Origin of the sequence: Kitasatospora sp. NBC_00315 (assembly GCF_041435095.1) — a bacterium.
Lineage (GTDB): Bacteria > Actinomycetota > Actinomycetes > Streptomycetales > Streptomycetaceae > Kitasatospora.
Genome location: NZ_CP108025.1, coordinates 678957 through 694436 on the forward strand (window position 1 = coordinate 678957; position 15480 = coordinate 694436).

General features: G+C 73.6%; 7 protein-coding genes. 5 read left to right on the forward strand and 2 right to left on the reverse strand.

Translation table 11 applies throughout. The features are described from left to right. Positions 1-97: 97 nt before the first annotated feature. Positions 98-1165 (reverse strand): anti-sigma factor RsbA family regulatory protein, encoded by a 1068-nt coding sequence (locus OG823_RS02895; RefSeq protein WP_371477213.1) that lies wholly within the window; start codon positions 1163-1165, stop codon positions 98-100. 378 nt (positions 1166-1543) lie between these two features. Between OG823_RS02895 and OG823_RS02900 the strand changes: the two genes are divergently transcribed. Further along, positions 1544-5878, forward strand: coding sequence for a HAMP domain-containing protein (locus OG823_RS02900; protein ID WP_371477214.1), 4335 nt, complete (start codon positions 1544-1546; stop codon positions 5876-5878). Positions 5879-5952: 74 nt separating this feature from the next. Beyond that, complete coding sequence (locus OG823_RS02905) at positions 5953-8460, forward strand: SpoIIE family protein phosphatase (protein ID WP_371477217.1); 2508 nt, start codon at positions 5953-5955, stop codon at positions 8458-8460. A gap of 205 nt (positions 8461-8665) precedes the next feature. On the opposite strand, the gene OG823_RS02910 is transcribed toward OG823_RS02905, so the two are convergent. Next, the gene (locus OG823_RS02910) at positions 8666-9016 is read right to left on the reverse strand and encodes a PRC-barrel domain containing protein (RefSeq protein WP_371477218.1); all 351 of its coding nucleotides are present in this window, start codon (positions 9014-9016) and stop codon (positions 8666-8668) included. 410 nt (positions 9017-9426) lie between these two features. Between OG823_RS02910 and OG823_RS02915 the strand changes: the two genes are divergently transcribed. The 3 genes from OG823_RS02915 (at position 9427) to OG823_RS02925 (ending at position 15477) form a co-directional block, all read left to right on the forward strand. Continuing rightward, complete coding sequence (locus tag OG823_RS02915) at positions 9427-9630, forward strand: cold-shock protein (RefSeq protein ID WP_034090357.1); 204 nt, start codon at positions 9427-9429, stop codon at positions 9628-9630. 542 nt (positions 9631-10172) lie between these two features. Beyond that, positions 10173-11654: a DEAD/DEAH box helicase gene (locus tag OG823_RS02920; protein WP_371477221.1), complete on the forward strand. Its 1482-nt coding sequence runs from the start codon at positions 10173-10175 to the stop codon at positions 11652-11654. 97 nt (positions 11655-11751) lie between these two features. Further along, positions 11752-15477 carry a SpoIIE family protein phosphatase gene (locus OG823_RS02925; protein WP_371477224.1) on the forward strand — a complete coding sequence of 1242 codons (3726 nt, stop codon included), beginning with the start codon at positions 11752-11754 and terminating at the stop codon, positions 15475-15477. Positions 15478-15480: the final 3 nt, after the last annotated feature.

Sequence of the window (15480 nt, forward strand, 5' to 3'; positions counted from 1 at the left end):
CGCCGTCCCGTGTCCACGCCGCCACCGCCCGTCCCGCCCTGCCACCGCCCGGTCACCGGACTCGGCCGCCCCGCTCCAGGCAGCCCGGCCGCCGCCGTCACCCCGCTGCCGGGCCGCCGCCGAGCGCCATGTGCAGCCGGATCGTGAACCCGGGGCCCACGGTCCGGGTCTCCACCAGGTCGCAGAGCTGATGGATCATCCACAGCCCGCGCCCGCCGTCCGCCCCGGTCAGGCTCGGCCGCGCCCGGCCGGCCAGCGGGTCGGTCAGCCGCCCGGCGTCCCGGATCTCGGCGACGGCACGGCCGTCGGTCGTCCACAGCCGCAGACGCCCCCGCCCACCCCCGTGGGCGAGCGAGTTCGCCGTGGCCTCGCCGATCGCGAGCACCAGGTCGGCCCGGCGCTCCTGCGCCAGCTCGACGGCCCCGGCCCACTCCTGGACCAGGGCCCGGACCTCGGCCAGCCGGCCACCGCCGTACTCCAGCTCACGGAAGGTGACGGGCTCGGGCAGCGGGGTGTCGCAGTCGGCGCAGACCAGCAGCGGATCGGTGTAGGCGGCGCTCGGCCGCGTGATGCCGTCCTCGGTCACCACCGGGTGGGTCCGCCTGGCCTCGGCCACCACGGCGGCCGGCAGGCCCGCCACGTCGTAGGGGCACAGGATCGTCGCGGCCCTGCCCCGGAACGCGAGGTTGATGAGCGCCTCGTGCCGGGTCGCCTCGGTGCTCTCGGCCGGGGAGCGGCCGGCCCAGATCGGCTCGCCGACGATCCGCACGCTCCGTCCGGCGTGCTGGTCGGCGAAGGCCCGCAGGTGGGCCAGGATCCGGCCGGGATTGCGGCCCAGGCCCGTCATGTCAGCGCTCTGCACGCCGTCGAACAACGGCCCGAGGCTGTCGCGCAGGACCTCCAGCCGGCTGGGCGGCACGGCTACCAGGACGGGCTCGGACGCCGCCAGCGCGGTCGACACGAAGCCGCCGACCCCGGCCCGGTAGCCGGCCTCGTCCCGGTAGAGGAGGGCGGGGTGCACGAAGGACTCGGACGGCGCCGGCCCGGCGGCCGCGTGGGGCGCACCGGCGCTCTCCCACGGTGTGCGATGCTCCGCCCGGCCCGGCCGTACCGGCGGGAACGACCGTGCGCAGGTCTGCTCGGAGCGACTGCCGCCCTGGTTCAATGCCTCACACCTCCTGGCCGCTGCCGTCGCCCGACCGCCGTGCTCCGACCCGGTCGCGACGCCCGCCCGCCGGGTGCCGGCGCTGCGGCCGACTGACCGCCCGTGTACCCGGCACCACTCGGGTCACACGTTCCGGGACGACCAGTCTGCCCTACGCGCCCGCGCCCGGCGGCCGGAAAGCGGGCCCCGGAGCGGATCCGGGGCCGCCCGACCGTCCCGGTCACGGGTTCCGGTGGGATAGCCTCGAAGTTGACCACCGGCCGCGCCGACCCGGCGTGGCGGCAGGCCGCGTGAGGAGCCGGGAGCGCCGCACCATCCAGCGTGTCTCCCGATGGACTCTCCGACCCCGGCAGCGGACGAGGGGAAGTACGGGACGAGATGTCTGACACCAGCAGCGCGGGACGGCCTGCCCCCGGCGACGAGGCGTCCACCGCCGCGGCCGCCCCTGCGGTCGACGGCGTCGGGGAGCCGCAACTGCGTCAGTTGCTGGCGGGTCTGACGGCGGTCCGCGACGGCGACTTCGGTACCCGCCTGCCGGACGACGACGGCTTGCTGGGCGAGATCGCCACCGTCTTCAACGGCATGGTCGACCAGCTCTCGCTGTTCACCTCCGAGGTGACCCGGGTCGCCCGCGAGGTCGGCACCGACGGACGCCTGGGCGGCCAGGCCGACGTCCCCGGGGTCTCCGGCACCTGGGAGGACCTCACCGACTCGGTCAACGCCATGGCCGGGAACCTCACCACCCAGGTCCGCGACATCGCCCAGGTGGCGACGGCGGTGGCCAAGGGCGACCTGACCCAGAAGATCCGGGTGGACGCCCGGGGCGAGATCCTCGAACTCAAGGAGACCATCAACACGATGGTCGACCAGCTCTCCGCGTTCGCCGGCGAGGTGACCCGGGTCGCCCGCGAGGTCGGCACCGACGGACGCCTGGGCGGCCAGGCCGACGTCCAGGACGTCTCCGGCACCTGGCGCGACCTCACCGACTCGGTGAACTCCATGGCGGACAACCTGACCGCGCAGGTCCGTTCGATCGCCGAGGTGGCGACGGCGGTCGCGGGCGGGGACCTCTCGCAGAAGATCCGGGTGGACGCCCGGGGCGAGATCCTCGAACTCAAGGAGACCATCAACACGATGGTCGACCAGCTCTCCGCGTTCGCCGGCGAGGTGACCCGGGTCGCCCGCGAGGTCGGCACCGACGGACGCCTGGGCGGCCAGGCCAACGTCCAGGACGTCTCCGGCACCTGGCGCGACCTCACCGAGTCCGTCAACGTGATGGCGGACAACCTGACCGCGCAGGTCCGTTCGATCGCCGAGGTGACGACGGCCGTCGCGCGCGGGGACCTCTCGCAGAAGATCCGGGTGGACGCCCGGGGCGAGATCCTCGAACTCAAGGAGACCATCAACACGATGGTCGACCAGCTCTCCGCGTTCGCCGACGAGGTCACCCGGGTCGCCCGCGAGGTCGGCACCGAGGGCAACCTCGGCGGCCAGGCCACCGTGCGGGGCGTCTCGGGCACGTGGAAGGACCTCACGGACAACGTCAACGTGATGGCGTCCAACCTCACCGGCCAGGTCCGCTCGATCGCCCAGGTGGCGACGGCCGTGGCACGCGGCGACCTCTCGCAGAAGATCACCGTCGAGGCCAAGGGCGAGGTCGCCGCGCTCGCCGGGGTGATCAACACGATGGTCGACACCCTCTCCGCGTTCGCCGACGAGGTCACCCGGGTCGCCCGCGAGGTCGGCACCGAGGGGACCCTGGGCGGACAGGCCCGGGTGCCCAACGTGGCCGGCACCTGGAAGGACCTCACCGACAACGTCAACTCGATGGCGAACAACCTCACCGGCCAGGTCCGCAACATCGCCCAGGTCACCACGGCGGTCGCGCGCGGAGACCTGACCCGCAAGATCGACGTCGACGCCCGGGGCGAGATCCTGGAGCTCAAGACCACCATCAACACCATGGTCGACCAGCTCTCCTCGTTCGCGGCCGAGGTGACCCGGGTGGCCCGCGAGGTCGGCAGCGAGGGCCGCCTCGGCGGACAGGCCGAGGTCGAAGGCGTCTCCGGCACCTGGAAGCGGCTGACCGAGAACGTCAACGGCCTGGCCGGGAACCTCACCCGGCAGGTCCGCGCGATCGCCGAGGTGACCAGCGCGGTCGCCGAGGGCGACCTCACCCGCTCGATCACCGTCGAGGCGCCGGGCGAGGTCGGTGACCTCAAGGACAACATCAACTTCATGGTGGAGTCCCTGCGCGAGACCATCCGGGCCAACCAGGAGCAGGACTGGCTGAAGTCCAACCTGGCCCGGATCTCCGCCCTCATGCAGGGCCGGCGCGACCTGCCGCTGGTCGCCGAACTCGTCATGGACGAGCTGACGCCACTCGTCTCCGCCCAGTACGGCGCCTTCTACCTGGCCGACGACACCACCCACGGCCCCGAACTGCGGCTGATCGGCTCCTACGGGATGCCCGACCACCCCGCCGTGAGCGGACCGCCGGTGGTCTTCCGCTTCGGCCAGTCGCTGGTCGGGCAGGCGGCCCGCAGCCGTCGGATCATCTCGGTGGACGAGGTGCCCAGCGGGTACGCGACCATCTCCTCGGGTCTGGGTGCCGCCGAACCCGCCTCGCTGATCGTGCTGCCCATCGTGGTCGAGGGCCAGGTGCTGGGGGTCATCGAGCTGGCCTCGGTGCGCCGGTTCACCCAGGCCCACCGGGACTTCCTGGACCAGCTGATGGAGACCGTCGGCGTCAACGTCAACACCATCGTGGCCAACGCGCGTACGGACGAGCTCCTCGGAGAGTCCCAGCGGCTCACCGCGGAGCTGCAGATCCGCTCGCGCGAACTGCAGTCCCGGCAGGAGGACCTGCAGTCCTCCAACGCCGAGCTGGAGGAGAAGGCGGCGCTGCTGGCAGCGCAGAACCGCGACATCGAGACCAAGAACCTGGAGATCGAGCAGGCCCGCCAGGAGCTGGAGGAGCGCGCCCACCAGCTGACGCTCGCCTCGACCTACAAGTCCGAGTTCCTGGCCAACATGAGCCACGAGCTGCGTACCCCGCTGAACAGCCTGCTCATCCTGGCCCAGCTGCTGGCCCAGAACCCGACCCGCAACCTCACCGCCAAGCAGGTCGAGTACGCCGGGATCATCCACTCGGCCGGCTCCGACCTGCTCCAGCTCATCAACGACATCCTCGACCTGTCCAAGGTCGAGGCCGGGAAGATGGACATCAACCCGGAGCGGGTGCCGCTGCGCCAGCTGCTCGACTACTTGAAGGCCACCTTCCAGCCGCTCATCACCCAGAAGAGCCTGAGTTTCGACATCACCACGGCCGCCGGTGTGCCGACCGACATGGTCACCGACGACTACCGGCTGCGGCAGGTGCTGCGCAACCTGCTCTCCAACGCGGTGAAGTTCACCGAGTCCGGCAGCGTGCAGCTGACCGTCGAGAACGCCGACGCCGCCGCGATCCCGGAACTGGCCCGCCACACCGGGCCGGTGCTCGCCTTCCACGTCCGCGACACCGGAATCGGCATCGCCGAGGAGCACCTGCAGACGGTGTTCGGTGCCTTCCAGCAGGCGGACGGCACGACCAGCCGCAAGTACGGCGGCACCGGCCTGGGCCTGTCGATCAGCCGCGAGATCGCCTACCTGCTGGGCGGCGCCATCAGCGCGCGGAGCACCCTGGGCCAGGGCAGCACGTTCACGCTCTACCTGCCCGCCGCGCGCACCGACCTGGCCGCCGGGCCGGCCGGCGGCCAGGGGCGTCAGCAGCTCCCCCCGGCCGACGGCCGGGCGGTGCACGCCCTGCCCGCCCGGACGCGCGAGCAGGGCACGGACGTCTCCCTGCCCCGGCAGCGACGCCGGCTGCTGGTGGTCGAGGCACGCCCCAACGGCCTGCTCTCGCTGGTCGCCGAGAGCGCGGTGGCGGACCTCGACGCGGCCGGCGAGCGCGGCCACTCGGCGCACTCGGTCGAGCTCGTCACGGCGCTCGGGGTACGGGAGGCCGCCGCCGCGCTGGCCGAGGCGGCCTGCCACTGCGCGGTGCTCGACCTCGACCTGCCCGACGGCGCCGCCCTGCGGTTCCTGGAGGAGGTCAACAGCGATCCGGCGCTGCGCGGGGTGCCGATCCTGGCGCACAACAACCGCCGCATGCGGGCCGAGCAGGAGCTGTCCCTGCAGTCGCGCACCGCCTCCCAGCCGCTCGAACTGCTCTCCAGCCTGGACGAGCTGCGCGAGAGGATCGCCCTCCACCTCAGCGCGGACCAGCCGGGCGACGTCCTGCCGCTGGTCCGCTCCGGCAAGTCGCCGAAGCCCGCCGAACGGGAGATCGACGACACACTGGCCGGCCACACCGTGCTGGTGGTCGACGACGACGCCCGCAACCTCTACGCGATCACCGGCATCCTCGAACTCCACGGGATGCGGGTGCTGCACGCCGAGAACGGCCGGGCCGGCATCGAGGCGCTGGTCGCCAACCCGGCCATCGCGATCGTCCTGATGGACGTGATGATGCCGGAGATGGACGGCTACGCGGCGACCGCCGCGATCCGGGCGATGCCGCAGCACAGCGCCCTGCCGATCATCGCGGTGACCGCCAAGGCCATGCCCGGCGACCGGGAGAAGAGCCTCGCCTCCGGCGCCAGCGACTACGTCACCAAGCCGGTCGACGCCGCCGATCTGATGGCGTGCATCGGGCGGTGGCTCGGGCAGTAGCGCTCGCACCGCCCTCCCGCCCGCCCGCCTCGCCGGCAGCAGCCGACGGCCCCGTCCGATCGAAGGAGCAGCCCGTGCAGGTCCCCCCGCAGCCGAAGGAGGCCGGCCGGTCCGGCGACGGACAGCTGCCGGCGCCCCGCCCTCGGTGGCAGGCCCCGGAGCTGTCGGAGCCCTCCGCGGACGGCTCCGCTCAGGCCGGGAGTTCGACCGGGGGCTCCCCCGAGAGCGACCCGCACGCCGCCGCGCTGGCCGTGGGGCGGCTGGCCACCACGGTGGAGCGGCTGCGGCTGCAGGTCCAGGAGGCCCAGGCCGCCGCCGACGGCCGGGCGCTGGTCGAGCTCGCCAAGGGCATCCTGGTCGAGCGGCTGCACTGCGGTCCGGCGCACGCGGCCCAGCAGCTCGACGACCTGGCCCGGCAGGCCGGCCAGTCACCGCTGGAGCTGGCCGCGGACATCATCAACCAGGCGGCGCGGGACCACCTCAGCGACGCGGCGCGGGAGCTGCTCGCCCCGCCGGCCGGCGGCGGAGAGTCGGCCTCACCGGCCCTGCGGCTGCGCAGCGCGGAGAGCGGCGTGCTGGCCGCCGCCGACACCCAGGCGGTGGCCGCGTCGCTCCTCGAACACGCGCTCGCCCCGCTCGGTGCCACCGCCGTCGCCATCTGGACCGCGCACCCGGACGGCTCGCTCACCCTGGCCGGACACGCGGGCTTTCCGGAGCACGAGGCGGGCCGCTGGCACTACGTGCCGCCCGGCGTGGCCACGCCCGCCCGGCAGGCGCTGACCCGGCGCGGCGCCGTCTGGATCGAGTCACTGGCCCGGGCGGGCCTGGCCTCGATCGGGCGGGAGCACAACTCCGGCGGCCGGGCGGCCGTACCGGCCGGCATCGGCGGGCGGATCATCGGCGTCCTGGAGATCTGCTGGCCCGACCCGCTGCCGCCGCAGTCCCCCCAGATCCGCCGCCAGGCCGAAGCGCTCGCGGAGCTCTGCGCCCACACCCTGGAGCCGCACGCCGGGCCCTCCCCCTACCGCCCGGGCGCCACCGGTCCGGTGCCCTCGCAACAGCTGCGCGAGCTGGTCGAGCTCGCGGACGGCCTGCACGACCCGGCCCTCGTCCTGCTGCCGCACCTGGACGGCGACCGGGTCGGCGACTTCCGGATCCACCACGTCAGCAGCCGATTCGTCGACTTCGCCGGCCGTCCGCGCTCGGACGTCGCCGGCGCCCTGCTGCTGGAGGCCTACCCGCTGGCGGCGGAGCCGGGCGGGCTGTTCGAGAAGGTGGAGCACGTGCACGCCACCGGCGAGCCGTTCCGGGTGGCGGAGATGACCCTGTCCGCGGTGGTCGGCCAGGTGCCGCTGAGCACCGTCGCCGACGTCAGCCTCACCCGTCAGGGCGGCGCGGTCCTGCTGATCTGGCGGATCAAGGACGAGGCCGCCCGCGTCGCCGAACTGCTCCAGCACGCCCAGCGGCTGGGCCGGATCGGCGGTTTCGAGGAGAGCATCAGCACCGGCGAGATCACCTGGAACAGCCCGCTGTTCGATCTTTACGGCCTCAGTGCCTCGGCCGCGCCGATCCCGATCGACCAACTGCGCGCCCACGCGCACGACGACGACGCCGAGGCGATCGGACGCTTCCTGCGCACCCTGCTGCACCGGCAGCTGCCCGCCTCCACGGCCTTCCGGCTGCAGCGTCCGGACGGCATCGCGCGTCACATCCGGGTGGTCGCCGAACCCGTCCTCGACCCGGACGGACGGCTCACCGCGGTACGCGGGGCCTACCAGGACATCTCCGCCCAGCACTGGACGGAGGTCGCGCTGGCCGCCACCCGGGACCAGCTCGCGCAGAGCGAGCAGCACGCGGCCGAGCGCAACCGTCTCGCACGCCAGCTCCAGCACGCCATCATGCCGCCCACCCGGGGCCCGATGGACGCCTCCGGCCTGCGGATCGGCGTCCGGTACCGGCCCGCCGAGAAGGACCACCTGGTCGGCGGGGACTGGTACGACGCGGTGGTGCTGCCCTCCAAGCAGATCCTGCTCTGCGTCGGCGACGTCGCCGGCCACGGCATCGAGGCCGCCACCGGCATGGTCGCCCTGCGCAACGCCCTGCGCGGGCTGGCGGCGACCGGAGCGGGCCCCGGGCAGCTGCTGGCCTGGTTGAACGTGGTGGCGCACCATCTGACCGACAACGTGACTGCCACGGCCGTCTGCGGGCTCTTCGACCCGGTCACCCACACCCTGCGCTGGGCGAGGGCCGGGCACCTTCCGCCGGTCCTGCTCCGGGACGGGCGGGCGGCCACGCTGCCGCTGGTCGGCGGACTGCTGCTCGGCGCGATCGCGGAGGCCGACTACGAGGAGGCCGAGGTCCAGCTGCGGCCCGACGACACCCTGCTGATGTACACCGACGGGCTGATCGAGCGCCGGGACCGCTCCGTCCAGGACTCGCTGGACCGGCTGCTCGTCATCGCCCACGGCGCGGCCGGGCCCGGTGGGGCCCAGGGGCTGGAGAAGCGGCTCGACCACCTGCTGACCCACACCAACTCCGACACCGACGACGACACCTGCCTGATCGGCATCCAGCTGCTCTGAGGGCCGCCCGGCGCGGCCGGGGCCCCGAGCGGCCTGGGTGCCCGGGCCGGGGCTGCCGGGCGGCGGGCCACGCGACGGGGGGCCACGCGACGGGGGGCCACGCGACGGGGGGCCACGCGACGGGGGGCCACGCGACGGGGGGCCACGCGACGGGGGCGCGGTGCCCGATCGGCACCGCGCCCCCGTCCGTCGCCGTCGCGGGCTGCTACAGCACCCGGCCGGAGTAGTAGTCGCCCAGGGTCAGACGGTAGTCCGGGGCCTCGGTGTGGTGGTCCCGGTGGAACTCCGGCGCGCCCTTGACGTCCTCCTTGGTCCGGTTCAGGAACACCGTCCCGTTGGGGTGGTCGACAGCCGAGATGCACCCGGCGGGCAGCAGGATCTCCTTGCCGAAGATCCACACGCCGGTGTCGACGATGATGTTCGCCCCGTCCGCCTCGGCGGTGTGCTTGTCGACCTTGCCGATGTGGCCGTCGATGGCCTCGACCCGGTAGCCGGCCAGGTCGGTCCCGGTGACATAGCCGCTCTCGGGCCGGTGCTCCCACAGGTTCTCGCTCACGACACACTCCCCTTCCGATGCGCTCGGCCCCGCCGGCACCCGGCCGCTCACGGCCGGACGGGTGAACCGCCGGTCCGTCAGAGACCCGCCGGGCGACGGGGATCCGACCGGTCGACTGCCCCGGTTCCTGCGGCGCATGCACGGCCGTCGCCCGCTCGGGGGCCGACCGGTGCCCGCGCCGGGCGCGGAGGCGGCAAGATCCCACAGCCCGGTGATCCCCCGCTCGGTCCGCGATGCTGCTACAGTCGAATCAGTTGCGGTTTTGGTTCCCATGAAATTTGTGTGCGCCTGCTGGTTCCAACCGACAGGCGCATTTTTGTTTCCCCGGATTTCCCCCGGACGTGGCATCATCGCAGCAACGCGAAGTTCGCAAGTGGCGGGCTTCGTACAGTTCTGAAGGAGATTTCTATATGGCTACTGGCACCGTGAAGTGGTTCAACGCGGAAAAGGGCTTTGGCTTCATCGAGCAGGACGGTGGCGGCGCCGACGTGTTCGCCCACTACTCGAACATCAACGCCCAGGGCTTCCGCGAGCTGCTTGAGGGCCAGAAGGTCGAGTTCGACGTCACGCAGGGCCAGAAGGGCCCGCAGGCGGAGAACATTCGCCCCCTCTGACTTCCACTGCACCGGCATCTGCCATCGCAGCAGGGGCCCGTACCGTGTACACGCACGGTACGGGCCTCTGGCCGTTCCCGATGAAACAGCAGGGGCCTTGATCGCCCCGCGATTTCATCGACGCGACATGTTTCCACACGCATCGCACACGCCTCGCGCAGGCCGTACACGCCTTGACCGCGTTTTCGCCTGCGCCGCTCCCGGCGCTCCCCCAAGGACTCCGCTCCCCGGTCGGTGACACAGCCGCCCCGGGGCCCGCACCACCTCCGCGCAGCCGCACTGCCCGCGTACCCGAACCCCGGTACGGCCGGCAGCAGCGCGCCCGGCCCGGTGGACCGGACACGGCCCCGGCCGCCACGAGTCCCCGCACGGAGTCCCCCGCCGCTCCCGTCGAGCGGCGGACGCAGGTGACCAGGTGACGTGCGGCACGGTTCGACCGCCCACGCCCGGCTCCACATCTCCGGCCCGTTCTTGCGGCCTCCCCACGGCTCACTGCCGGGAGTCCCCCTCGTGACGTGCCCTCCGAGGAAGGTCCTCCCGCCATGACCCGTCCCGTCCGCTCGTCCTTCGCCGGATCCGCCCGCAGCGGCTCCGGTGGCCGCCCGTCCGCCGGCCCGCGCCGCTCCGGGGGCCCCGGCAACCGCCACCGCGGTTCCGTGCAGGGCGAGTTCAGCCTTCCCGAGACCATCACCCCGGCGCTGCCCGCGGTGGAGGCGTTCGAGGCGATGGAGCTCCCGGGCCCACTGCTGGCGACGCTGACCCGTCGAGGGGTGAGCGCGCCGTTCCCGATCCAGGCCGCCACCCTGCCCAACGCGCTGGCCGGGCGCGACGTGCTCGGCCGGGGTCGCACCGGCTCCGGGAAGACCCTGGCCTTCGGCCTGGCACTGCTCTCCCGCACCACCGGGCGGCGCGCGGAGCCCCACCGGCCGCTGGCGCTGGTCCTCGTGCCGACCCGCGAGCTCGCGCAGCAGGTCACCGAGGCGCTGACCCCGTACGCGCACTCCGTGCGGCTGCGACTGGCGACCGTCGTCGGCGGCATGCCGATCAGGCAGCAGGCCTACCAGCTCGGCCGGGGTGCGGAGGTCGTGGTGGCGACCCCGGGCCGCCTGAAGGACCTGGTGGAGCGGGGCGACTGCCGGCTGGACGAGGTGTCGGTGACCGTCCTGGACGAGGCCGACCAGATGGCCGACATGGGCTTCCTTCCGCAGGTCACCGAGCTGCTGGAGCAGGTGGAGGCGGACGGTCAGACGATGCTCTTCTCCGCCACCCTGGACCGCAACGTCGACCGGCTGGTGCGCCGCTTCCTCAAGGACCCGGTGACCCACTCGGTCGACCCCTCCACCGCCACGGTCAGCACGATGGAGCACCACCTGCTGCACGTGCAGCACCACGACAAGAACACCGCGATCGCCCACATCGCCTCCCGTGACGGCGGGGTGATCATGTTCACGGACACCAAGGACTCCGCCGACCGCCTGGTGGAGGAGTTGCTCGCGAGTGGCGTGCGGGCGGCCGCCCTGCACGGCGGGAAGTCCCAGCCGCAGCGCTCGCGCACCCTGGAGCAGTTCCGGTCCGGCCAGGTCACCGCGCTGATCGCGACGAACGTCGCGGCACGCGGCATCCACATCGACGGGCTCGACCTGGTGGTCAACATCGATCCGCCGACCGACCACAAGGACTACCTGCACCGTGGCGGGCGCACCGCGCGGGCCGGCGAGTCCGGCACGGTCGTCACCCTCGTCCTGCCCAAGCAGCGCCGGGGCACGGCCCGCATGATGGCCTCGGCGGGCATCACCCCGCACTCGGTGCAGGTCCGCTCCGGCGACGCCGAGCTCACCCGGATCACCGGCGCGTGCGTGCCCACCGGCGTGCCCGTGACGGTGCCGGACCCGGTGATCGAGCGCCCGCGCCGCCGCCCGTACGCCGGTGCGCGTGGCCAGAGCGGCCGCCCGTCCCGCCCCGCCCGCGCGGGCGCGCAGCCCGTGCGCTCCGGCGCCCCGCGGCGCAGCGGGCCCGGCGCGTGACGCCACCGACCGGCCGTCGCCGCCCACCCGGGTGGCGGCGGCCGGTCGGTGCGAAGATGGCAGGGCGGATATTCGACCTCCGGGCGGTTTCCTGGCCATGCAGCGGTACGAGCACACCGACGGACGGGGCGCGCTGACGGGCGCCCGTCCGGCCCGGCCCGACGAGCGGACCGTCCAGGGCGGTCTGCTGTCCGTGCCGATCGCGACCGCTCTGATCGCGGGCGACGGCCGGATCCTGCACTGGAGCGCCGACGCGCAGGCCCTGCTCGGCTACACGGCCGCCGAGGCCGTCGGGACGCCCGCCGCCGACATCCTGGTGACCGAGGAGCAGCGGCCCGAGGTGATCGAGCTGTTCGACAGCATCCTGCGCGGGCGCGGCTGGTCGGGCGTGTTCCCGGTGCGCCACCGCGAGGGCCACCACGTGAACCTGGAGTTCCGTACCCACCCGATCACCGGTCCGGACGGTCGGCCGCTGGTGCTGGCGGTGGCCTCGGACGTGAGCGCGCTGCGGCGGGTGGAATCCGATCTGGCGGTCCTCGACGGGTTCTTCACCCAGTCCCCCATCGGCATGGCGGTCTACGACCGCGAGCTGCGGTACGTCCGGCTGAACGACGCCCTGGCGCGCGCGAACGGCCTGACCGTGCCCGAGCACCTGGGGCGCAGGGTGACGGACGTGCTGCCGGGGATCAACGGCACGGAGATCGAAGCGGTGATGCGGGAGGTGCTGGGCACCGGCCGCCCGGTGATAGACGCCCGCTCGCACGGCCTCACGCCCGGGGATCCCGACCGCGAGCACGCCTGGTCGGCCTCCTACTTCCGGCTGGAGGAGCCGAGCGGGAACGTGCTCGGCGTCAGCTCGACCATCGTGGACGTGACCGAGCACTTCCGGGCCGAGGAGCTGGCCGCCAGCGCCCAGGAGCGGCTGACCCTGCTGGTGGACGCCGCCGCCTCGATCGGCACCACGCTGGACCTGCGGCAGACCGCGCGGGAGCTGGCGCAGGCCATGGTGCCCCGGGTGGCCGATACCTGCGGGGTGTTCGCGCTGGAGAAGCCGGTGCCGGAGAGCGCGGCCGCGACGCTGGGCAGCACCCTGCCGTTGCGGGTGCGCCGGCTCGCGACGGCCGCCTCGGAGGCCGACTACCCGCTGGAGGACCTGCCGACCGACGCGGTGCTGACGATCCCGCCCGATTCGGCGTACGCACAGGCGCTGGCGAGCGGACTGCCGGTGGTGGCACCCTCCTGGGAGCTGCCGCTGCTGGCGGTGGGGATGGCGCCGGAGCGGTTGCGGACCTACCGGGGCCTGCGTCCGCGGCCGGTGCGGATCGCCCCGTTGGTCGCCCGGGGCGAGGTGCTCGGCATGGTCGTCTACTCGCGGCGCGGGGACCGCGAGTCCTTCGCGGAGGCGGACTTCACGCTCGGTGACGAACTGGCCGGCCGGGCGGCGGTGGCCATCGACAACGCCCTGCTGTACCTGCGCCGCGAGCAGGTGCTGAAGGCCAGGGCGCAGGCGCTGCGGGACGCGAAGGCCGCGCAGGAGCGGCTGGCGGTGGTCAACTCGGCGTCCACCCGGATCGGCACCACGCTCGACCTCGGGCAGACCGCCCGGGAGCTGGCCGAGGTCGCCACTCCCCGGCTCGCGGACGCGGTCGTGGTGGAGGTGCTCGACTCGCTGTTGCACGGGGAGCGCGAGCAGTTCAGCCCGGCCGACCGCTCGGCCTCACTGCGCCGGATGGCCTTCCACGCGACGCCCGGCGCGGGGATCGTGCCGATCGCGTCGATCGGTGACGTCCGGCGGTTCCACCCGAGCACGCCCCGGTCGTGGAGCCTGACGCACCGCCGCGCGGTGCTGGTGCCGCGCCTGGACGACGAGGAGCTGGCCTGGCTCGCCGAGGATCCGGTGCGGGCCGCGGCCGCCCAGGAGCAGGGTGTGCACACCTTCATGGTGGTGCCGCTGATCGCCCGTGGCGCGGCCGTGGGCATCGCCGCGTTCTACCGCACCATCACGGCGCGCCCCTACGACGAGGAGGATCTCGCGCTGGCCCGTGAGCTGACCGCGCGGGCGGCGGTCTCGATCGACAACGCCCTGCTGTACACCCGCGAGCGGGACGCCGCACGGCAGCGCCAGCTCGCCCTGGAGGAGGGCGACGCGGCCCGTCAGCGGCTCGCCCTGCTGAACGAGGCGTCCACCAGGATCGGCACCACGCTGGATCTGCAGCGCACCGCCCAGGAGCTGGTGGACGTGGTGATCCCCCGCTTCGCCGACTTCGTGACGGTCGACCTGCTGGACAGTGTGCTGGAGGGGGACGAACTGACGCCGCCGCCGTCGACCGAGCGGGCGGTACGGCTGCGCGCGGTGGCGGTCGGCGAGCTGGCCTCGGACGGGGTGATGGCCAGGGCCGCCGACCCGGTCGGCCAGTCGTCGACCTCCGCCGAGGTCTACGCCGAGAGCCTGCGCACCGGGCGCTCGATCCTGGTGCCGGAGGTGGACGAGGCGGCGCTGCGCCGGATCGTCGCCTCGCCGGACCGGGTGGAACCGAGTCTGGCGGCCGGCGTGCACTCGTACCTGATGGTGCCGTTGCTGGCGCGCGGTGTGGTGCTGGGCGGCGCCGAGTTCATCCGGACCCGCAACCCGGAGCCCTTCACGCCGGCGGACGTCTCGCTCGCGGAGGAGCTGGTGGCCCGCGCCGCGGTCTGCATCGACAACGCCCGGCTGTACCGGCGCGAGCGGGACACCGCGCTGACCCTCCAGCGCAGCCTGTTGCCGCAGGAGGTGCACCACACGGTCGGGCTGGAGATCGCCTACCGGTATCTGCCCAGCAGTGTCAGCAGCGAGGTCGGCGGGGACTGGTTCGACGTGGTGCCGCTCTCCTGCGGCCGGGTCGCGCTGGTGGTCGGCGACGTGATGGGCCACGGCATCCGGGCCGCCGCCACGATGGGGCAGCTCCGGACGGTGGCGCGCACCCTGATCACCCTGGACATGGACCCCGCCCGGGTGTTGCGCAGGCTGGACGAGGCGACAGCGGCGATCGGCGAGGGGCAGTTCGCCACCGGTGTCTGCCTGGTCTACGACCCGGTCGACCGCACCTGCACCGCGGCGAACGCCGGCCATCTGCCGCCGGTGCTGGCCACGCCCGACGGCTCGGCCCGGCTGATACCGCTGCCGCCCGGGGCACCGCTGGGCGTGGGCGGGGTGCCGTTCGAGACCGTCGAGTTCACCCTCCCGCAGGACGCCATCCTGGTGCTGTACACCGACGGGCTGGTGGAGCGCCGCAGGCGCGATCTGGACGAGGGCATCGAGCTGCTGCGCCGCACGATGACCGGGCGGACGTTCTCGCTGGAGCGGACCTGCGACGCGGTGCTGACGGCGCTCGACGCCCCCGCCAGTGAGGACGACATCGCCGTGATCATGGCGCGCTGCCGCCCGGTCGGCGCGGACCGGATCGCCACACTCGCGCTGACCGGCGACCACGCGCTGGTCCGGCACGCCCGCCGGTTCGCCCGCCGGACGCTCACCACCTGGGGCCTGGCCGGCCTGGTTGACCTCACCGAACTGCTGACCAGCGAACTCATCACCAACGCGCTGCTGCACGCGGGCTCGCCGACCCAGCTGAGGATCTTCCGCAACCGGTACCTGACCGTGGAGGTCGCCGACCTGGACGCCCGCGAGCCCCGCCCCCGCCGGGCCGGTGAGGGCGACGAGGGCGGGCGGGGCATGACCCTGGTGGACGAGCTGGCGCATCGCTGGGGCAGTCGGAGCACCGGCCACGGCAAGGTGGTCTGGTTCGAGGTCGACCTGCCCGGTGCGGGCGGGGAGGACGACTGACCG